This is a genomic window from Methanosarcina sp. A14, from assembly GCF_001729375.1.
Lineage (GTDB): Archaea > Halobacteriota > Methanosarcinia > Methanosarcinales > Methanosarcinaceae > Methanosarcina > Methanosarcina barkeri.
The window spans coordinates 14,901-34,582 of the sequence record NZ_LZPK01000027.1 but is presented as its reverse complement, the minus strand read 5'-3'; the positions used below and the strand labels follow the sequence as shown (position 1 = coordinate 34,582).

21 protein-coding genes and 1 pseudogene are annotated in these 19,682 nt (G+C 43.4%); 16 read left to right on the top strand and 6 right to left on the bottom strand.

Features of this window, described 5'->3' with window-relative positions; translation table 11 throughout:
• The first annotated feature begins 19 nt into the window (after positions 1–19).
• From A9239_RS01720 to A9239_RS17915, 7 genes and pseudogenes are all read left to right on the top strand, one after another.
• The gene (locus tag A9239_RS01720; RefSeq protein ID WP_048119381.1) at positions 20–445 is read left to right on the top strand and encodes a NusA-like transcription termination signal-binding factor; all 426 of its coding nucleotides are present in this window, start codon (positions 20–22) and stop codon (positions 443–445) included.
• 106 nt (positions 446–551) lie between these two features.
• Positions 552–980, top strand: a complete 429-nt coding sequence (locus tag A9239_RS01715; RefSeq protein ID WP_048119378.1) for a 30S ribosomal protein S12 — start codon at positions 552–554, stop codon at positions 978–980.
• Entirely contained in the window at positions 977–1,543 is a 567-nt protein-coding gene (locus tag A9239_RS01710) for a 30S ribosomal protein S7 (protein WP_048119376.1), read from the top strand. Before A9239_RS01715 ends, A9239_RS01710 begins: the two co-directional genes overlap by 4 nt.
• Positions 1,544–1,611: 68 nt before the next feature.
• On the top strand, positions 1,612–3,804 hold the full coding sequence (locus A9239_RS01705) for an elongation factor EF-2 (protein ID WP_048119372.1): 2,193 nt from the start codon (positions 1,612–1,614) through the stop codon (positions 3,802–3,804).
• 342 nt (positions 3,805–4,146) lie between these two features.
• Positions 4,147–5,415 (top strand): translation elongation factor EF-1 subunit alpha, encoded by a 1,269-nt coding sequence (tuf, locus tag A9239_RS01700; protein WP_048119370.1) that lies wholly within the window; start codon positions 4,147–4,149, stop codon positions 5,413–5,415.
• A gap of 36 nt (positions 5,416–5,451) precedes the next feature.
• Positions 5,452–5,760 carry a 30S ribosomal protein S10 gene (gene rpsJ / locus A9239_RS01695; RefSeq protein ID WP_011021276.1) on the top strand — a complete coding sequence of 103 codons (309 nt, stop codon included), beginning with the start codon at positions 5,452–5,454 and terminating at the stop codon, positions 5,758–5,760.
• 388 nt (positions 5,761–6,148) lie between these two features.
• A pseudogene (locus tag A9239_RS17915) lies at positions 6,149–6,295 on the top strand (transposase); the annotation flags it as partial.
• Here the strand turns inward: A9239_RS17915 and A9239_RS01690 are convergent.
• The 4 genes from A9239_RS01690 to A9239_RS01680 all read right to left on the bottom strand — a co-directional run bounded on the left by A9239_RS01690 (position 6,264) and on the right by A9239_RS01680 (position 8,710).
• Positions 6,264–6,569, bottom strand: a complete 306-nt coding sequence (locus tag A9239_RS01690) for a hypothetical protein (protein ID WP_052712700.1) — start codon at positions 6,567–6,569, stop codon at positions 6,264–6,266. The pseudogene A9239_RS17915 and the gene A9239_RS01690 sit on opposite strands and share 32 nt — an antisense overlap.
• A gap of 26 nt (positions 6,570–6,595) precedes the next feature.
• The gene (locus A9239_RS01685; protein ID WP_052712701.1) at positions 6,596–7,222 is read right to left on the bottom strand and encodes a hypothetical protein; all 627 of its coding nucleotides are present in this window, start codon (positions 7,220–7,222) and stop codon (positions 6,596–6,598) included.
• 227 nt (positions 7,223–7,449) lie between these two features.
• Positions 7,450–7,596, bottom strand: coding sequence for a hypothetical protein (locus A9239_RS19250; RefSeq protein ID WP_155400454.1), 147 nt, complete (start codon positions 7,594–7,596; stop codon positions 7,450–7,452).
• Positions 7,597–7,975: 379 nt separating this feature from the next.
• Positions 7,976–8,710: a class I SAM-dependent methyltransferase gene (locus A9239_RS01680; RefSeq protein ID WP_048119364.1), complete on the bottom strand. Its 735-nt coding sequence runs from the start codon at positions 8,708–8,710 to the stop codon at positions 7,976–7,978.
• Between the two features lie 418 nt (positions 8,711–9,128).
• On the opposite strand from A9239_RS01680, the gene A9239_RS19245 reads away from it, so the two are divergent.
• The 9 genes from A9239_RS19245 to A9239_RS01645 all read left to right on the top strand — a co-directional run bounded on the left by A9239_RS19245 (position 9,129) and on the right by A9239_RS01645 (position 17,616).
• Entirely contained in the window at positions 9,129–9,284 is a 156-nt protein-coding gene (locus A9239_RS19245; RefSeq protein ID WP_155396485.1) for a hypothetical protein, read from the top strand.
• A gap of 357 nt (positions 9,285–9,641) precedes the next feature.
• Complete coding sequence (locus A9239_RS01675) at positions 9,642–11,222, top strand: ABC transporter substrate-binding protein (protein ID WP_048119361.1); 1,581 nt, start codon at positions 9,642–9,644, stop codon at positions 11,220–11,222.
• Positions 11,223–11,570: 348 nt separating this feature from the next.
• Positions 11,571–13,130, top strand: coding sequence for an ABC transporter substrate-binding protein (locus tag A9239_RS01670; protein WP_048123124.1), 1,560 nt, complete (start codon positions 11,571–11,573; stop codon positions 13,128–13,130).
• Positions 13,131–13,140: 10 nt separating this feature from the next.
• Complete coding sequence (locus tag A9239_RS01665; protein ID WP_048156821.1) at positions 13,141–13,833, top strand: class I SAM-dependent methyltransferase; 693 nt, start codon at positions 13,141–13,143, stop codon at positions 13,831–13,833.
• A gap of 10 nt (positions 13,834–13,843) precedes the next feature.
• Complete coding sequence (locus tag A9239_RS19240; RefSeq protein ID WP_155400455.1) at positions 13,844–13,999, top strand: hypothetical protein; 156 nt, start codon at positions 13,844–13,846, stop codon at positions 13,997–13,999.
• Entirely contained in the window at positions 13,993–14,943 is a 951-nt protein-coding gene (locus tag A9239_RS01660) for an ABC transporter permease (protein ID WP_048119359.1), read from the top strand. Before A9239_RS19240 ends, A9239_RS01660 begins: the two co-directional genes overlap by 7 nt.
• On the top strand, positions 14,927–15,766 hold the full coding sequence (gene nikC / locus A9239_RS01655; protein WP_052712702.1) for a nickel transporter permease: 840 nt from the start codon (positions 14,927–14,929) through the stop codon (positions 15,764–15,766). The genes A9239_RS01660 and nikC overlap by 17 nt, the downstream gene beginning before the upstream one ends.
• Before the next feature lies 1 nt (position 15,767).
• Positions 15,768–16,706 (top strand): ABC transporter ATP-binding protein, encoded by a 939-nt coding sequence (locus tag A9239_RS01650; protein WP_080941516.1) that lies wholly within the window; start codon positions 15,768–15,770, stop codon positions 16,704–16,706.
• Entirely contained in the window at positions 16,699–17,616 is a 918-nt protein-coding gene (locus tag A9239_RS01645; RefSeq protein ID WP_048119352.1) for an ABC transporter ATP-binding protein, read from the top strand. Before A9239_RS01650 ends, A9239_RS01645 begins: the two co-directional genes overlap by 8 nt.
• 445 nt (positions 17,617–18,061) lie before the next feature.
• On the opposite strand, the gene A9239_RS01640 is transcribed toward A9239_RS01645, so the two are convergent.
• Complete coding sequence (locus tag A9239_RS01640) at positions 18,062–18,460, bottom strand: carboxymuconolactone decarboxylase family protein (RefSeq protein WP_011308572.1); 399 nt, start codon at positions 18,458–18,460, stop codon at positions 18,062–18,064.
• 351 nt (positions 18,461–18,811) lie between these two features.
• Positions 18,812–19,633 carry a TrmB family transcriptional regulator gene (locus A9239_RS01635; RefSeq protein ID WP_048123116.1) on the bottom strand — a complete coding sequence of 274 codons (822 nt, stop codon included), beginning with the start codon at positions 19,631–19,633 and terminating at the stop codon, positions 18,812–18,814.
• Positions 19,634–19,682 lie beyond the last annotated feature (49 nt).

The following is a 19,682-nucleotide window of genomic DNA, read 5'->3' as shown; positions in this document are numbered from 1 at the left end:
AGAAGGAGTTGGCAACGTCTTGGGTGAAATAAGACTTACTGCAGAAAGCATCCAGTACATTGCGTTATTTGAAAATATGACAAGAGCTAAAATCCTCGACTGTATCCCTGAAGAGGAAAGGCTCGTATATGTCGTAAAACAGGGTGATATGGGACTTGCTATAGGCAGAAATGGGGAGAATATAAACCGTGTTAAAAAGGCTCTGGACAAACCAATAGAACTTGTGGAATATTCAGATGAACCTGTCACCTTCCTGAAGAACGCCTTCGGACCTGTGTCCGTGAGTTCGGTAAACATTATAACCAAAAATGGCAAGCGATTAGCTTATGTAGAGGTACCCAATAAAGAGAAGGGGCTTGCCATAGGCCGCAATGGGAAAAATATAGAAAAAGTAAAGATGCTTGCCCGTCGCCATCATAATATAGAAGATGTGATCCTGCAGTAATCTAACTTAATTTACATTGATCCATTAATCCGGCGTTGAAGGACAATCTGGCATCCTGTATGCCTCTAGAAAACTGAGATCAATTTTTAATTTGGAGAAATTAACAATGGCTAAAGGAAAATATGCAGCTAATATTCTCAAACAGACTAGGAAAAATGCCCGCTGGAAAGATACATCCTACGGCAGGCGAGTTCTTGGACTGAACGTGAAAGCCGATCCGCTAGGCGGTGCACCGCAGGGTCGAGGTATTGTGTTAGAAAAGGTAGGAGTTGAAGCAAAGCAGCCAAACTCAGCTATCCGAAAGTGCGTAAGAATCCAGCTCATTAAAAACGGGCGTCAGGTAACTGCTTTCTGTCCAGGAGACGGCGCAGTGAATTTCATTGATGAACACGATGAAGTGACCGTGGAAAGGATCGGAGGCCGTATGGGTGGTGCTATGGGTGATATTCCGGGTGTACGCTTCAAAGTAACTGCCGTAAACAATGTGTCCCTGAACCAGATGGTCATTGGCAGATTGGAAAAACCCAGGAGATGATTTTCTTGAAGATATTCGGCAAATGGGACCCGGCTGAAGTTGAAGTCCGAGACCTAGGAATTAAGCGCTATGTCAGTCTCACTCCTGTTATTGTTCCTCATAGCAGTGGAAAACATGCCAGGCAGCAATTTAACAAATCAGATATTTCGATTGTGGAACGTCTGGCAAATAACCTGATGAGGACCGAGGTAAACACAGGAAAGAAGCAGAAGACTCTCCGCGCCGTTGAAGAAGCTTTCGACATCGTGAACAAGAAAACTAAGCAGAACCCTATCCAAGTGCTTGTGGATGCTATTGCTAATGCAGGCCCCAGGGAAGAAGTAGTAAGGCTGAAGTACGGCGGAATCTCCGTGCCAAAAGCAGTAGACACCGCACCCCAGAGACGTGTGGACACAGCTCTGCGCTATATCAGTATGGGAACCAACAACGCATCCTTCAAATCCAAACGCTCGGTTGCGGAATGTCTGGCAACCGAATTAATAGGCGCTGCAAACCGTGACACGAAGTCCTTCGCTATCAACAGGAAGGATGCAAAGGAAAGAGTAGCAAAGGCAGCACGTTAATTGCTTATGCGGGTTGCCTCGATATAAGAAATTTAAATCTAGATTACATTTGTTTAAAAGGTATTAGCATGGGACGAAGGAAGAAGATGGTCGAGCGCGTAACTACGCTCATGAGTGAACCGACAAAGATCAGAAATATCGGGATCGTTGCGCACATCGACCACGGAAAAACTACATTATCGGACAACCTATTAGCCGGTGCCGGCATGATTTCGAAGGAACTTGCAGGCAGACAGTTATTCATGGATTCCGACGAAGAGGAACAGGAAAGAGGTATCACTATCGATTCCTCTAACGTTTCCATGGTTCACAATTTTGATAATGAAGACTACCTGATTAACCTGATCGATACCCCAGGACACGTTGACTTTGGTGGGGACGTCACTCGTGCCATGAGAGCTGTGGACGGAGCTGTTGTTGTCGTGGACGCAGTTGAAGGTACAATGCCCCAGACCGAAACTGTGCTGAGGCAGGCACTCAGGGAACATGTCAGACCTGTACTTTTCGTTAACAAGGTCGACAGGCTAATCAACGAGCTCCAGGTTGATTCCCAGGAAATGCAGATCCGTCTTGGAAAAGTCATTGATCACGTGAACAAGCTCATCAAGAACATGAACCCTGAAAAATACAAGGAAGGTTGGAGAGTCGATGCTGCAGCCGGAACTGTTGCTTTTGGGTCAGCTCTTTATAACTGGGCAATCAGTGTGCCCATGATGAAGAAAACAGGGGTCTCTTTTAGGGATGTATATGATTACTGTAAGGCTGGAGACATGAAGTCCCTGGCAGAAAAGTGTCCTCTGCACGAAGCTGTTCTTGATATGGTTATTCACTTCCTGCCAAATCCTCTTGAAGCCCAGAAGGACAGAGTAAAGGTAATCTGGCATGGAGACGAGAACTCTGAAATCGGAACTTCAATGACCCATGCAAATGCAGACGGAGACCTTGCCTTCATGGTAACTGACATTTCAGTTGACCCACACGCAGGTGAAGTTGCAACAGGAAGGCTATTCAGCGGTTCTTTCAGCCGTGGTATGGAGGTCTTTACCTCAGGAACTGCAAAGAAAAGCAGAGTTCAGCAGGTCAGTATCTTCATGGGTCCGGAAAGGCTTGAAGTGGACAAGATTCCTGCAGGAAACATTGCTGCAGTTACCGGTTTAAAAGATGCAATCGTAGGGTCCACAGTAACGACCCTTGAGGGCATGGAGCCTTTCGAAAGCATCAGGCACGTGAGTGAACCTGTAGTGACTGTGGCGGTAGAAGCAAAGCATACCAAAGACCTGCCCAAATTAATCGAAGTACTCAGACAGGTTGCAAAGGAAGACCCGACTCTTCAGATCACTCTTGATGAGGAAACCGGGGAACACCTGATGGCAGGTATGGGAGAACTTCACCTTGAGGTTATTGCCCACAGGATCGAAAGGGACAAGAATGTGGAAATTACCACAAGCAAGCCAATTGTCGTTTATAGGGAAACCATTAAGAAGAAGATCGAACCTGTAGAAGGAAAGTCTCCAAACAGGCATAACAGGTTCTATATCTATGTGGAACCCCTTGATCTTGAGATTGTCAGTGCTATCAAAGCCGGCGATATCCATATGAATCTGCCCGAGCTTGAACGCAGGCAGAAACTCATCGATCTCGGAATGAATAAAGAAGAAGCAAAAGGCATTGTCGGGATCTTCAATTCCAATATCTTCATTGATATGACCAAAGGTATCCAGTACCTGAACGAGACAATGGAACTCATACTTGATGGGTTTGAGGAAGTCATGCGTGCAGGTCCGCTCACAAGGGAACCTGTAGCAAACGTGAAATGTGTGCTTGTAGATGCAAAGCTTCACGAAGACGCAATTCACAGAGGTCCGGCTCAGGTTATTCCAGCTTCAAGGCAGGCAATTCAGGCAGGCATGCTTATGGCAGATGACACTCTGCTCGAACCTTATCAGAAGGTTTTTGTTCAGGTGCCCCAGCTTTTAATGGGTGGTGCAACAAAGGAACTTCAGGGCCGCCGTGGAATTATCCTTAACATGAGTACGGAAGGAGACCTGGCAATTATTGAGGCCAGAGTGCCTGTAGCTGAGATGTTTGGATTTGCAGGTGAGATCAGGTCTGCAACTGAAGGACGTGCTATGTGGAGCACCGAATTCGGAGGCTTTGATATTGTGCCTACCAGCATTCAGAATGACATTGTAGGCCAGATTAGAGAAAGGAAGGGCTTGAAGAAAGAATTGCCCAAGGCTTCTGACTTCCTTTCAATGTAAGCGGAATCTCTTCCGCTTTTCCTTAATATTACCTATCCTCAGACAGGATAGACAAGAGCACCCGGACCGATCTGGAAGGGAAGAGCATCCCTATCGGTTCGGGAATACGGCCAATCGGAAAACTTTAAAATAAGGTATGCCTATATTGGGAAAAGCAGTCCAGACTACTGGAAATATATAAAGTGGCGGTTCACGAAGGTATCCAAAAAAGGAAAACTGACAATATTGATCGGATAAAAGAATATAGAAAAGATGAGCCAATATTGAGATCCGCCCTAATCTTAATATAGTAAATATTTGATATACGAATGAAACTCATCCATAATTACAGGAGATTATAATATGGCATCTGATAAACCGCACATGAACTTAGCAGTGATTGGTCACATTGACCACGGAAAATCAACATTTGTAGGACGCTTAATGTACGAAGCAGGAGCTGTACCTGCACACGTTATCGAGAAGTATAAGGAAGAAGCAAAGCAGAAGGGCAAGGAATCCTTCGCCTTCGCATGGGTTATGGACTCTCTTAAGGAAGAGCGTGAAAGAGGTATCACAATTGACATCGCTCACAAGAGATTTGACACAGATAAGTTCTACTTCACAGTAGTAGACTGTCCAGGCCACCGTGACTTCGTAAAGAACATGATCACAGGTGCTTCCCAGGCTGACGCCGCTGTCCTTGTTGTTGCAGCTCCTGACGGTGTAATGGCCCAGACTAAGGAACACATTTTCCTTTCCAGAACTCTTGGTATCAACCAGCTTATTGTTGCAGTCAACAAGATGGATGCAGTTGAATACAGCGAGAAGAGATACAAGGAAGTTGTCGAGCAGGTCTCCGGTATCCTTAAGATGATCGGGTTCAAGCCAAGTGATATTCCATTTGTCCCAACCTCTGCATTCTACGGCGACAATGTTGTAAATCACAGTGAAAAGACCCCCTGGTATAAGGGAGTAACTATGATGGAAGCTCTTAACAACCTCAAAGTGCCAGAAAAACCATCCACCCTTCCTCTCAGGATCCCTGTGGAAGATGCATACACAATTTCCGGTATCGGAACCGTGCCTGTAGGCAGAGTCGAAACCGGTACCATGAAGAAGGGCGACAAGGTAGTCTTCATGCCAGGCGGAGCATCCGGTGAAGTTAAGTCCATTGAGATGCACCATGAAGAAATTCCACAGGCCCTTCCAGGAGACAACATTGGCTGGAACGTTCGTGGTATCGGCAAGGCCGATGTCCGCAGAGGAGACGTTTGTGGCCATACTGACAACCCACCAAAAGTAGCTGATACGTTTGTAGGACAGATTGTCGTTCTGCAGCACCCATCCGCAATCACTGCCGGATACACTCCTGTTTTCCACGCCCACACTTCCCAGATCGCATGCCAGCTGATCGAGCTTAACAAGAAGCTGGACCCGAAGACCGGGCAGGTAAAGGAAGAAAACCCGACCTTCCTTAAGGCCGGAGATGCAGCAGTCGTTACCATCAAACCAACAAAGCCGATGGTTATCGAGCCAGTAAAAGAAATTCCACAGCTCGGCAGGTTCGCTATCCGTGATATGGGTATGACAATTGCCGCCGGCATGTGTATGAGTGTTAAACAGAAGTAACACTCTCCTTTTTCATTTTTTAAGGAGAAAAAAGGTATGCAGAAAGCTAGAATAAGATTGTCAGGCATCAGTCCCAAAGATCTGGACGGAGTCTGCAATCAGGTAAAATCCATTGCTGAAAGAACAGGAGTTAACATTTCAGGGCCTGTTCCGCTTCCCACAAAGAAGCTTGTAGTTCCCACAAGAAAAAGCCCGAGCGGAGATGGAACTGCAACCTGGGACCACTGGGAGATGCGTGTACACAAGCGTCTCATCGATATCGCAGCCGATGAAAGGGCACTTCGCCAGCTCATGAGAATCCAGGTTCCTAAAGATATCAATATTGAAATCGTACTCGAAGGATAAACGAGAAATAGAGACAGGCTACAGAAATCTTCTGTACCCGGTCTTGCAAACCTCTTTTCCACTTCTTTACTTTAGAATAGATTATTTTCCTCAGTATAAATTTATGAGGAATCTGCCGGCGGCCGTCAACTCAGACGCCCTCTCCGCCAGCGTTTCTGCAAATTTTATCTTCTTGTAAATCTGATCTTGCTTAAATATGGGTTTGCAGATATTTTCCTTAATGGCATCTTTTTTTACTCATTTTTCCTTATTTTACCTTTTTTCCCTTATTCCTCTTTTTCTTTATTTTCATTCGAACACCCCGCTAGCTTGCTGCGGGGATGGAAAACTTCCCCGAGAACCATTGTTAAATAACTACCTTATATTTTTAGCTACATTTGTACTGTAAATGAAACTCAGACATGCAAACCATTGTGTCTATAGAATAAAATACCACATGGTTTTTTGTATGAAATATCGGAAAAAACTTCTTTTAGATGCTGAAATCATTAGTTTTTTGAAAACTATACACTTTGGAATTGGTGAAAAATACTGTTGATCTCGTTTCGAGAACTGTCGTAGATTAGCTTTTTTTCGATAGGCACGGAATCGGCAGACATCAAAGAAATCTGCTTTGCCTGGTTATTTTTCAGAGTTGCCGGGTTTTCGAGGGTATAAAGATGATATTCAAAAAGAGCTTCTTCGGAAAAGGGCGTCTGCGATGCCGCTTCACCAGCCACGGCTTTTTCTTCAGTACGCAGAGTCGCGGGCTGAGAAACACGGTTTATCTGACCTGAAACGAGTTTCAATACTGCGTTTTCAAAGGTCATTCCTGCCCTATTGTCACAATATTAACTCATCCTCGAAGGTCAGCTTCGGTATTCTCCGCATTACTCATCAGGACATAAGCCGCTTTCCAGCTTATACCGCTCGTCAGGTAGGAAATCATAAGTTTACGGGTTCCAGATACAGGAGAATAAATCTGCCATATCAGTGCAGGCTTTATCGAAAGTCCTGATGAATCTGCAAGCTCGATTTTTGAAAAAGCCTCAAGTACCACAACTTTTTTTGCTTTAGTCTCAAGGACAACGCTATTTCCTGTATGGCTCAACAGTATACCGGTGTACGTTTCGCCGTTTCTGTTAGTTACATTAACTTCTCTGCCAAGGTATTTCTCAAGCAGGTTCGAACTGCTTAAAAGATCGTATTCATAGTTTTGCTCAAGTAAAACAGTGTCCTTATTTTCAGGATCTTTGATTATAACAGAGCCGGGATCAATTCTGGAAGTAATATCCGTGTATTTAACCTGATTGACCCCATTATCGAGGTTGATTTCTCGCCTTTCTTTCACAAGGGCAATCCCCTGCTCATAAATAGTTAGCTCAAGATCCTTACCGGCTTCGATCTTTCCTGCTTCAATACTTCCTGCTTCAACATTTCCAGAAGCCAGAATACCCGATGGAGATGCAGCTGGAATTTCCACAGAGATTACTTAATTTGACCCGACTGGATTCTTTTCGCTGCCGGACAGATTTGCCTGAGCAATGCTTTCTGGATTTGGAGACATATAAGCTGAAAAAAGTAATGCAAGCCCAATAAGCACTGTAATGATCCATAAAAAGTATTTCCCCACTCTCATGTATAATTAATTAGGGCCTGATTTATATATACATAATTTTTGTGTTCTTTTAGATATTGAACTGTGGGTTTTTAATTTCCTGCTGGATGTCGGACTAACAATGCAAGAATAAGGCACAATATCGTCGGAATAATCAACAGAAACATTGTATCAGAAAGCGACCCAATCAGATCAGCAGTCCATTCGATAACCGCGGCTCCTATTCCTCCAGCACCCATACAAAGCCCGAGAATAAAGCCTGATGCGAAAGCGACGTTTTTTGGAGGAGTTCCTGCGTCATTGTAACCGATGTCACATCGCAGAAACAGATAAAAACAGTTGCATTAATGGTAATCCCTTCCTGGATGCATGTAATTCTTTTGATATATTATCTCGATAAATTAGACAATTGCCTGGGTATATAAAAGAATAGCTAAAGTATAACTTACAGTAAATTTTTTGTTTACTTTCCTGGAAATTGAGATTCGGGTCTTCGTGGTTTCGTGCGGATGACAATCTTCAGATTAAACAGGGTGAGTGATAAAGCTCTCTGTAGATATTTAAGGCCTTAAGTCCACAACTTGAGTACACAAAACTACGAAGAATAAAAAAGATTAATCAAGTCTGGCTTCTTTTCTTTGCAAGAACCATATGTGGAGGCTGGATATAACCTGCTTCATGACCAGACGGATCATTCCGTTCCAAAAACGCATCATAATCTTTCAAAAATCTCCATGAAACGGCCTCAAACCCATGAGATTGTGCAAGGGCAGTTATCCTCTCAGGTGTATTGTTTTTTGCAAGGGGCAGATTCGGCTTAACACCAGAATACAATTCATTAAACTTTTCATAACGACTGCTTTTCTTCTCTGTCCCATCAGGGTTCTGGAACCACAAACCATCAACTATCATCATAAGGCCACCGTCTTTTAAAAGCCGGCAACACTCACTCATAAACTTATCCGGTTGAGGCAGAGTCCAGAGAAGATACTTGCTCAAAACGAAATCATACTCTCCGTCATTTAGAGGAATTTCTTCTGCATCTCCCTGTACTAACGAAACATCTACACCTTTTTCTTTTGCATTTTCTGCTGCTTTTTCAAGCATATTTTCTGACAAATCAACACCGGTTACATCATGTCCCATTGTGGCAAGAGATATTGCAAGAAGCCCAGTACCTGTTCCAACTTCTACTGCACGGATTTTTTTGTCCGTTAGCAGAATTTCAGAAAAAACAGATTTCCAAATTTCCATTTCCTCATCCATACATTTGGCATATTCTGTGTGATAATCAGAACTCCTGTAGTCCCAGTATTCTAAGATTTTATCTTTCATTTCTAATATTTCATTCATTTTCTATCCCTCAAATAAAATTGGCATTAAACTGTCTCTATCAGAACAACATGTTATTCAGAGCGAAAAAGTTTGTAACAGAATTGATTGGGATTAACGGCATCTCATCCTGAATAACTGCTGAACCTCGTCATAAAGTGACTTTGTCATAAAGTGCGTAACGATAGTTGATATTCTGAAAGCTGATGACAGTCCGTGATTTTGGTATCTTTTTTAATAAAATTACATCTGCATAGTAATAATAAAACACTAATTGATATTACTCTTTATAAAGATTGTGCATTTAAATCATCATAATTAACAATAAATTATTAACTATACTCTTTATTTCATAATCTAAATAATATATTTAACTACTAATTTATATCCCGATTATGTATGGGATTCTAAATAGTAGGAATGAACACAGGTGGTTTAAATGGCGGATGCCACCTTAAAAAAGAGATCAGAAATTACTGGGATGAAGGAACCTGGAATTATGACTGTTTACGTAAACCATGGAATGAAGATCGAGGGTGAAAGAGAGTTCTGGAAAGAAGCTTTTTCCATCAAACTGCCTAAAAATCTTGCCTAAAAGACCTATAGATGTTCTGGATGTTGATGCGGAACCGGTACAATGGGATTAGTTCTTCTGAGATGGAACATCGTGTCGGGACACCGTGTCAAGGAAATTGATTCTTCAGAAAATATAAAGAGTATTGGGCGAGAAAAGGCAAAATATCCGGGCTTTCAGTGACATTTGAAATAGGAAATTCTGAACAAAATCACCGATACGGTTTACTGGACCGTTTCTATTTCAAAAAACTAAAAATTTTATCAAATTTTCTGCATAACTATAAAATAAAATCACACAATTTAAATATACATTATATATAACTTAGTTAAAAATAGTGTTAATATCTATTAAATATTTATGCATATTGGTGTGTTAATGGTGAAACTCAACATTTCAAAAATAAAACTCTCCATCCCTGCCATTGCCGTAATTCTGATTGTAGCGCTGCTCTGTGCAGGATGTGTTGATGAGACTAAAGAGGCGTCTAAAGAAAAAGTCCTTCGTGTAGTTTTTAACGAAGGCCCCGATACCGGCGGCAGTCTTGACCCTGCCAATGGCTGGACAGGGTGGTATGTCCATCAGGCAGGCATATATGAAACCCTGTTCTACTATGACGCAGACATGAATCTCATGCCTAAACTCGCAACAGGCTATAAACAGTTAAACAATACAGAATGGGAGATTCAGCTCCGCAAGAATGTAACCTTCCATGACGGGACAAAAATGGATGCGGATGCGGTTCTCTTTTCACTGAACAGAGTACTTGACCCATCAAACAGCAGATCATCAGAGTATTCCTTCATCAAAGATGTACAAAAAACCGGGGATTACACCATTGTTATTGAAACCAATGGCACTTGCGCTCCACTAATTTCATCCCTTGTAGACCCTATCATGTCCATTGTAAGTCCTAAAGCCAGTGATCTTGACAAAGAGCCAGTTGGAACTGGACCCTTCAAGTTTGTGTCCTTCGAACCGAGTACAAGCCTTGAACTCGAAAAGAATCCTGATTACTGGGGTGGGGAAGCAAAAGTTGACCGTGTGCTCATTCAGTATAATAAAGACAGCACAGCCAGGACCATGCTGATAAAATCAGGCGATGTAGACATTGCCAGAGACCCACTACAGAGCGAGTATTCAGCACTTAAGAATAATCCTGATATAAACGTCACTTCCAAAGAAACTCTGCGTACGTACTTCCTTTATGTAAATGGCGGCAAAGCACCATTCAATGACACCAGGGTCCGCCAGGGCCTCTCTTATGCGATCAACCGTCAGGAAATCGTGGATACAGCACTTGAAGGAGTCTCCGGTATCCCGGCAACGGGAGTATTCACAAATACCATGCCCTGGAACGCAAACGACCAGATTAAATCCTACGAATATAACCCTGAAAAAGCTCTGGAACTCTTCGAAGAAGCAGGAATCACAAAAGGGCAGGACGGCAAACTCTACTACAACGGGAAGCCCTTCACCGTTGAAATCCAGACCTACACAAAACGTGCAGCTCTTCAGCCGAGTGCGGAAGTAATTGCCTCAGAACTGGAAAAAATTGGCATCACCTCAAAGGTCACAATTCTGGAAAGTGCTGCACTTAAAGAAAGCGCTCTTGCAGGAACATATGATTTATCACTCAGTGCATGGAACACGGCCCCGATCGGAGATCCCGATTATTTCCTCTCAACCCATTTCCTCTCTACCGGAAGCTATGCATCAGGCTGGCTCCGATATTCAAATCCTCAGGTAGACGAATGGATTCTCGAAGCAAGAAACGAATCTGACACAGAGAAACGGGCCGAACTATATGATAAGGTCCAGGAACAGATTCAGGAAGATGCACCAGTATTGCCAGTCTTCTATGCCAACGAAATTTATGCTCTGTCCTCGAATGTTGAAGGCTTTGTGATGTATCCAAATGAGTACACAATCATCACCAAGGACATAGGATTTGCATAAATTTTCAGGAGGAAGTAAGGAAAAGCTACCGTTTACAGGCAGTAGGTTTGATGTTATTTGTAGAAAGATATGCCCCCGGAGGAGAGATCAGCAAAGGATAAAAGCTTCAAAGCTTCCGCAGCAAAGTTCTGGTGGGTCTCTCCTTTTAAGGCAACAACATGCCGTGAACAATCTCTGAAATAACAGGATGATGTTTGGAAACGGATATTTTCAAGGGTTTTTTCATCCCGGAAAAATCAGTGAAGTGAATAATGGAGATTGATGTTGTTTTATCCGGGCTGGATAGTTACGATATGCTGTATTACCCAGCCGGATAATTACAATTTTTTGACTGGAAGAGGTATTGACGTGGCGTTTAAGGTGAAGTTATCATTTGTCTGTACTGCAGTTTTTTTTATTGCAATCGTCATCTGTTCGGGTTGTGTTCAGACAGAGGGTTCTGAAGAAAAAGTTCTTCGCGTAGCTCTCACGACTGGCCCTGATACAGGAGGAAGCCTTGATCCTTCCATTTCATGGGAAGGCTGGCCTATGCGAAGAACCGGAATCTATGAGACGCTCTTCTCTTACGACGAAAATATGAGTCTACAGCCTGAACTTGCAACAGGCTATAAACAGCTAAATGATACATCATGGGAAATTCAGCTCCGCAAGAATGTAACCTTCCATGACGGAACAAAAATGAATGCTGACGCCGTAATTTATTCCATCAACAGAGTTCTTAACTCATCAAACAGCCGTTCTGCAGAATACTCTTTTATCAAAGGCGTCTACAAAACCGATGACTATACAATCGTTGTGGAAACAAATGAAACATACGCGCCAGCGATTCTCATGTTCACAGACACCATTATGTCCATTGTAAGTCCTACCAGTGATCTCGACAAAGAGCCAGTCGGAACAGGACCATACAAGTTTGTCTCATTTGAGCCTGGTGCCAGTATAGAACTGGTAAAGAATCCTGATTACTGGGGTGGAGAGCCAAAAATTGACAGGATAATTATTCAGTACAGCAAAGATGCCGCTGCAAGAACTCTTCTGCTCAAATCAGGCGATGTTGACATTACAAGAGATGTCCTGCAAAGCGAGTACACAACTCTTGAAGCTGATCCTGATATTAATATCGTATCCCGAGAAACGCTTAGAACCTATTTCATGTACATTAACGAAGGAAAAGCACCATTCGATGATGTAAGGGTTCGCCAGGCACTCAATTATGTAATTAACCGCCAGGAGATTGTCGATACAGCCCTCGAAGGCGTTGCCGGCTCTCCAGCAATCGGAATATTCCCTGACATCATGCCATGGAGTGCGAACGACAAGATTGAAGCCTACGATTATAACCCTGAAAAAGCTTTGAAACTCTTTGCTGAGGCAGGAATCACGCAGGGAAGTGATGGTAGACTCTATTACAACGGTAAGCCGTTCGCAATTGAAATTCAGACCTATACAAAACAGGCAGCACACCAGCCAATGGCAGAAGTAATTGCCGCCCAGTTTGAAAAAATCGGCATTACCACTACAATAAAAATTGCCGAAACAAGTTCAATTAGCGCTGACGCGGTAGCCGGAAATTATGACCTTGCACTCTATTCCTGGGGTGTCGCACCTGTAGGAGACCCTGACTATTTCGTTTCTAGCCACTTCCTTTCAAACGGAACCTATGCATCAACATGGTTACGCTATTCTAATCCTCAGGTTGATAAGTGGATTCTTGAAGCAAGGGCTGAGACAGACAAAGAAAAACGTGCAGAACTCTACGAAATGATTCAGGAACAGGTCCAGAATGATGCGGTATTGGTCTGTATCGCATACAAGAACGAAATTGACGGGCTCTCCCCCAATCTCAAAGGTTTTGAAATTTATCCAAATGAATACACGTTCATTACAAAGGAAATGGAACTTGCCTGAGGGATTAAAAATGAAAGACAAAATTACAGCACACTGGAATAAGATCAGTCCAAATTACCGGAAAATGTATCGTGACCACCTTGACGAAGAGATTCTCCTGATGCAAAACCTCTTTTTAGATAAGCTGCCAGCTGGTAAAAAACTCAATGTCCTTGATATCGGAACAGGGCCTGGCATCCAGGCATTTGTTTTTGCTGACATGGGACACAATGTCACTGCTCTTGATATCTCGGAAGAGATGCTTGCACGTGCAAGAGAAGGGGCAAAGAACCGTAATTTGTCAATTAAGTTTGTTGAAGGTGATGGAGAAAACCTGCCTTTTGAAAACAATACGTTTGACATTATCGTAAACATGCACCTTCTCTGGACGCTCACAGACCATGACAAATTCTTTAGTGAATGCTGCCGCGTTCTGGTACCAGAGGGCAGGATTCTTGCAATTGACGGTCAATGGTTCCAGCCAGGATACGTTTCAAACAGGAATTACAATCCGGAAGAACGAAATCACGATGAATTAATTGAGTATCTTCCGCTTTATGACAGCAACTCACCTGAAATGATTACAGCTATCATGGAAAATAACGGGTTTTCGGAGGTCTCCTGGAAATATCTTCCTGAGTATGCAGAGTATATGAAAAGATGTGATCCGGAAGGTTATGACTATTTATCTGTTCCATATCTCGCTACTGGAATAAAATGTTGAGGAATTTAAAATGGAATACAAAATTGCAGATGATAGATATTGTTCATTTTTGCTGAAATGTGATCCAAAAGAATATGCAGCATCATACTCGGCATCATACCTGGAACTTCTGGATCTCATCTCTGCAAGAAAGAGTGGAAGTTTTCCAGAGGCACTGAAATGCTAAATGAGTATTTCATCCGCCGGGCTCTGTATCTCATCCCGGTCCTCATATTTACCTCATTCATGAGTTTTTCACTCATCTACATCGCGCCGGGAGACCCAGCAGAGATTATGATGACGAGTCCCTCTGGTGGATATGATGAAGCAGCTGTTGAAGCTTTCCGTGTAGCCCACGGGCTTGACCAGCCGTTTTACATCCAGTATCTGAACTGGCTCAAAGGCGCAGCTGTCGGAGATTTTGGCTACTCGTACATGAGTGAACAGCCGGTATTTGATACTGTTCTGACCGCATTCAAAAATACGCTGAAACTTTCCGTTCTCGCGCTTGCAATTGCTCTTGTTATCGCTGTCCCTCTCGGCGTAGTCTCAGCTCTGAAACATAACACCATTGTTGACGACGCCTGTCGCTTTGGTGCTCTTCTCGGAGTGTCCATACCGAACTTTTGGCAGGCCTATCTGATGATAATTCTCTTCTCGGTAATCATCCACTGGCTCCCAGCATCCGGATTCGGACACGGGACAGACATCAGCTACATGATTCTGCCGGCGGCTGTTCTTGGGACAGGGTCAGCGGCTGTAATGATGCGGATGATCCGTTCAAGCATGCTGGATGTCATGGGAAAAGAGTATATTCAGACCGCACGCGGAAAAGGGCTTTCTGAAAAAATCGTTGTTATCAGACACGCATTGAAAAATGCACTTGTTCCGGTTATTACCGTGGTTGGTCTGTCGATTGGTTTTCTCTTAAACGGCTCGGTTGTTGTTGAGACAATTTTCGGATGGTCAGGTATTGGAAATCTTGTGGTGAATTCAATTCTTTCCCACGATTATATGATGGTACAGGGTTCGGTGCTCTTTGTTGCAGTTATTTTCCTTCTGACCAATTTCTTTGTAGATCTTGTCTATGTTTGGGCAAACCCGGAGATACGTTATGATAAAACTTCTTAAAAATCGGCAGATCATTATCTCCCTGATGATTCTTGGTGGGCTTATTTTCATGGCCATGTTTGCCGGTGTTTTAGCTCCTTATGATTACATGGAAAAGGATCTGCAAAACCGTCTTCAGCCTCCGTCTTCTGACCACCTGTTCGGAACCGATAACCTTGGCCGCGATATCCTGACAATGGTGATGTACGGTGCACGGACATCCCTTTTCGTCGGGTTTGTGGTTGTCAGCGTTTCGCTTGCAATAGGAATGACATTTGGCGTTCTGTCAGGGTATTACGGCGGGTGGCTGGATGAGATTATCATGAGGCTGACGGATAGTTTCCTTGCTTTTCCGTCGATGTTTCTGGCACTTGCAATTACTGCGTTTCTGGGACAGGGGATGGAAAACATGATGCTTGCTTTAATTGTTGTCGAATGGACTGTGTTTGCAAGAGTTGCACGCGGTTCAACACTTGATGTAAAGACAAAAGGCTACGTTCAAGCATCCAGGTGGGTTGGTGCTTCAAACACTTATGTGATGATAAAGCATGTTCTTCCAAACATTATCTCTCCGGTTTTGATTATGGCATCGCTTGGAATCGGGAATGTAATTTTGGCAGCGGCCGGTTTAAGTTTCCTTGGGCTTGGGGTGCAGCCGTCAACACCGGAATGGGGTGCAATGCTGAATGCAGGCCGTACATATTTCACAACTGCTCCCTGGCTGATGCTTTTCCCGGGGCTTTTTATAATGATAACTGTTCTTGCATTCAACTACTTCGGCGATGGGTTGCGGGATGTACTTGACCAGAAAATGAAAAATATTGAACTTGAAGGGAGGTTCTGATATGCCTGATTTATTGCTGAAAGTATCCGGCGTTTCTGTAGCAATCCCAACCGGGCAGGGAGCAGTTCATGCGGTTGATGATGCGACGTTTTCGATTAACAAACACGAGATATTTTCACTGATTGGGGAGTCAGGTAGCGGTAAATCAATTCTTGGCCAGGCAATAATGCGGCTGCTTCCTCCAAATGCGGTGTTTTCCGGGAAAGTGGAACTTGACGGTACGGAAATCTCAGCACTTTCCGATAAGGAAATGCAGAAAGTCCGCGGCAAAATAGTTGCATCAATTGCCCAGAACCCATATCTTGCAATGAACCCCGGAATGAGGGTTGGCACTCAGATTGCAGAGCCGATGCAGGCACATCTTGGAATGAGCAAAGAGGATGCAAAGGCCAGGACATTTCGGGCTCTGAAGTATTTTGACATCATCCCTCCTGAAGTGAGGGGAAAGGAGTACCCGTTTCAGTACAGTGGTGGAATGTTGCAGAGGGCAATGGTTGCAATGGGAACGGCTGCAGATCCTGAACTTATTATTGCTGATGAACCAACAAAAGGCATTGATGTGCTTAAGAAGCGCAATATTGCAGCAATATTTCAGAAAGTTGCCTCGGACGGCTGTGCGTTTCTTTTAATTACGCATGATGTAGGTTTTGCCCGGGCGATGTCAGACAGAATCGCGGTAAATTACTGCGGGCAGATTATAGAGATTGCAGGAAAGGATGCGTTTTTCAAAGACCCTCTGCACCCGTATTCAAAAGCGCTTCTGGACGCAGTGCCTGAGCGCGGTATGCACCCGATCCCAGGCTCGTCGCCTTCGATGATTGAAGTGCCTGAAGGCTGCAGATTTCATTCTCGATGCCCGCATAAAACGGACAGGTGCCTGAAGAATCCGCCGATTGTGGATATTAACGGAAGATGTGTGAGGTGCTGGCTGTATGCTTAAGGCAGAGAACCTGCATTACGTTTACACATCAGGACTGATCAAAACCGTCAAAAAAACAGCCGTTTGCGGCGTTGATCTTGAGGTTTGTTCGGGCGAGACGGTGGCTATTGTCGGGGAGTCGGGATGTGGAAAGTCAACACTTGCAAAGATGCTTGTCCAACAACTTGAGCCGCTTTCAGGGAAAGTGTTTTTCAACGGGACGAAGCTTACTGGAATGAGCTGGAAGAATCTCCGGAAGTTTATGGGAAAAATCCAGCTGATTCCCCAGAACCCAGATGATGTGGTTGATCCGAGATGGACAGTTGAACGGTCGGTTGCCGAGCCATTAATGATTTGTGGAGTTTTTTCCCAAGAAGAAATTTTGGTAAATGTAGATGCTCTGTTTGCAGAGGTAGGGCTTTCTGCGGAGCACAAGATACGATACCCGCATGAGCTGTCAGGAGGGGAACTGCAAAGGGTAGTAATTGCCAGGGCGCTTGCTCTGAAGCCTGAGTTGCTGGTCTGTGACGAAGCGACCTCGATGCTTGATGTGTCGGTGCAGGCGTTTATTGTGACGATGCTCAAAGAGATTCAGAAAAGACGCGGTCTCAGTTTGGTGTTTATTACGCACGACTTGGAGGCAGCGAAGGCTGTTTCGGACCGAGTACTGGTGATGTATGCAGGTGAGATTGTGGAGGAGGGGAAGGATGTGTTTGACCGGCCTCTGCATCCTTATACGCGTGCTCTTCTGAATGCAGCACAGTATATGTCGCTTGAAGTTGTGGTGCCGGAAGAGTTTGGAGAGCTGCCTGATGGTTTTTCAGGCTGTTCCTACTACAGATTGTGCAGGGAGAAAACGGACGCGTGTAAAAAGCCGCAGAAACTACAGGATGTTTCGGGGAGATTGGTGAGGTGCTGGAAATCAAAGTGATGCAATCCAAACAATTAATCTGGAAAATATGGAAACTCTGCGTAACTGCAGTAGCTGGAGATACTTGACAAAATCCTGCCTGAAGGATGAAAAATTTTGCATTTGACTTCTTCCATCATTCGACTGCCTTCATCATTTGACTTCTTCCATCATTCGCTTGCTTCCATTGCTCGGACAGAAAATTATCAGGGTGGAAGAAGGAAAATTCCAAAATACAAGACTAAAAAACCGAGGAATTAAGAATGGATTCTTCGCAAGAGCGTCTTAAACTAAATGAATTTGAAAAAATTTAATACAAAAAATTTAAATATGTTGCTAGAGAATTCTACAGTTTTTCTGTCTTATAAATACCATAATTAAGTCTGAACTGTTAGATCCAGGCTTACAGGCATCTAGAAAGTCTTTATAGAATTAAAAATATAAATTCTATAAAATTAAAGACATCTTATTTTAGCAGTTTTAAAGCATCCCTGCAAGCTGCTACGGCAGGTGCCCCTGAGGTTATGAATATAACATCCATAACTTCCATTATTTCTTCTTTGGTAGCTCCATTCTTGAGTGCACTCTGCATCTGCACAACCGTACACCTTTCACACTGCTTGGATGCAACAACAGCAAGGGCGATAAGGATTTTCACCTTTGCAGGTAGAGCGCCATCTGACAGTAATTTTTTGTCGCATCTGCTATATTTTTTAAGGGATTCACTGTCAAGTTCTCCAAGGATCTCAAGAATGTGCGGGGTAAAACCCAGCTTCTCGCTCATACTTTTCAGTAACTCTTCGTGTTCAAACTCTCCGTGCTCTTCGTGATGTCTTTCATGACTTCCTTCCCCATGTTCTCCCATGGCTGTTAACCCCCACTATAATTCAACTGATTATTTGTATATTCGTATAATATTATCTGTATATATGTTATTTATCTATTCCTGAGAATTCGTAGTCTCTAACTTAAGCACTTACTTTATAACCATGGAAGACACGGAAAGTATGGAAGAATTGTGCCTCAATTTCCTTTGTCATTTCCTTTACCAATTTCCTTTGTCATTTCCTTTACCAATTTCCTTTGTCATTTCCTTTACCAATTTCCTTTGTCATTTCCTTTACCAATTTCCTTTATTCTGTGTTTTCCGCGATTTCCGTGGTTGATTTTTCACTTCAGATCGGTGAAGATATTTTGGTCCTTGACGACGGAAAACTTACCTTTCAGCAGCTTTTTCAAGATCAAACTCTTCTCCCTCATTCCAGAGGAGTTCGAATTCCTTACCCAGATTTTTTGCAAGCCCCGCATCCCAGATTTTCACAACCGAAAGGACGCGGTCATTGTCCAGGGGATGGAGCTGAAATAGCACCACAATACTGTCATCAACAATACCGAAACAGGAATTAAAGTTCTGAACAAGCCTTATTTCTATGCCTTTTTTGAATTTACCGAAACTATCTTCTCCCAGCAGTGAAAGCATAGAAGAAAGAGCTGTAAAACGATGAGATCCCAGCAGCTTGATTTTAACCCCGCGGTCAATAGCTTTTGATATCTCAGGCAGCAGGCTAGAAATGATAGGCATTCCAAAGGCAGGAGGAATTATATCTATAGACTTTTTTACTTCTCCATAGATGGAAACGGCAAACTTCCTGATTTCGGACTCGGTTATAGCAGTCGTCCAGAAAACCTCGTCTTTTCGTTTCTGAACCGGCATAGTTTTCAGAACTTGTTTTGCTTCTTGAACAAAGCCCTTTAAGACCTTTATTTCTTTTTCAAACTCGGATTTTCGCTTTTCAAAAAAGAGATCTAATGCTATTTCAGGATCAACTGCCCTGAACTTTTTAGGTCTTGAAGTCTGGACTTCTACAAAACCTTTTCCTGCCAGCGATTCAAGAACGGTATATATCTTTCCATAGGGTACATCAGCGTCCCTGCCGATGTGATTTGCTCCGGAGATCCCGAGTTTCAAGAGAGAAAGATATGTAGCTGCTTCATAAGCACTCAGCCCTATGTCTTGAAGAAGCCTTTTCTTTTGCATACAGAATTCAATTCCTGATATCTTAAAAGTTTTTTGAAAAATAACTTCC

Excerpts from the sequence above, each read along its gene's own strand:
- A9239_RS01675 (WP_048119361.1), top strand. The coding sequence starts at position 9,642 with ATGGTGAAACTCAACATTTCAAAAATAAAACTCTCCATCCCTGCCATT.
- A9239_RS01635 (WP_048123116.1), bottom strand. The coding sequence starts at position 19,633 with ATGCAAAAGAAAAGGCTTCTTCAAGACATAGGGCTGAGTGCTTATGAA.
- A9239_RS19240 (WP_155400455.1), top strand. The coding sequence starts at position 13,844 with ATGGAATACAAAATTGCAGATGATAGATATTGTTCATTTTTGCTGAAA.
- A9239_RS01640 (WP_011308572.1), bottom strand. The coding sequence starts at position 18,460 with ATGGGAGAACATGGGGAAGGAAGTCATGAAAGACATCACGAAGAGCAC.
- A9239_RS01705 (WP_048119372.1), top strand. The coding sequence starts at position 1,612 with ATGGGACGAAGGAAGAAGATGGTCGAGCGCGTAACTACGCTCATGAGT.
- A9239_RS01645 (WP_048119352.1), top strand. The coding sequence starts at position 16,699 with ATGCTTAAGGCAGAGAACCTGCATTACGTTTACACATCAGGACTGATC.
- A9239_RS19250 (WP_155400454.1), bottom strand. The coding sequence starts at position 7,596 with ATGGGTGCTGGAGGAATAGGAGCCGCGGTTATCGAATGGACTGCTGAT.
- A9239_RS01665 (WP_048156821.1), top strand. The coding sequence starts at position 13,141 with ATGAAAGACAAAATTACAGCACACTGGAATAAGATCAGTCCAAATTAC.
- A9239_RS01650 (WP_080941516.1), top strand. The coding sequence starts at position 15,768 with ATGCCTGATTTATTGCTGAAAGTATCCGGCGTTTCTGTAGCAATCCCA.
- A9239_RS01715 (WP_048119378.1), top strand. The coding sequence starts at position 552 with ATGGCTAAAGGAAAATATGCAGCTAATATTCTCAAACAGACTAGGAAA.
- rpsJ (WP_011021276.1), top strand. The coding sequence starts at position 5,452 with ATGCAGAAAGCTAGAATAAGATTGTCAGGCATCAGTCCCAAAGATCTG.
- A9239_RS01680 (WP_048119364.1), bottom strand. The coding sequence starts at position 8,710 with ATGAATGAAATATTAGAAATGAAAGATAAAATCTTAGAATACTGGGAC.
- A9239_RS19245 (WP_155396485.1), top strand. The coding sequence starts at position 9,129 with ATGGCGGATGCCACCTTAAAAAAGAGATCAGAAATTACTGGGATGAAG.
- A9239_RS01690 (WP_052712700.1), bottom strand. The coding sequence starts at position 6,569 with ATGACCTTTGAAAACGCAGTATTGAAACTCGTTTCAGGTCAGATAAAC.
- nikC (WP_052712702.1), top strand. The coding sequence starts at position 14,927 with ATGATAAAACTTCTTAAAAATCGGCAGATCATTATCTCCCTGATGATT.
- A9239_RS01710 (WP_048119376.1), top strand. The coding sequence starts at position 977 with ATGATTTTCTTGAAGATATTCGGCAAATGGGACCCGGCTGAAGTTGAA.
- A9239_RS01660 (WP_048119359.1), top strand. The coding sequence starts at position 13,993 with ATGCTAAATGAGTATTTCATCCGCCGGGCTCTGTATCTCATCCCGGTC.
- tuf (WP_048119370.1), top strand. The coding sequence starts at position 4,147 with ATGGCATCTGATAAACCGCACATGAACTTAGCAGTGATTGGTCACATT.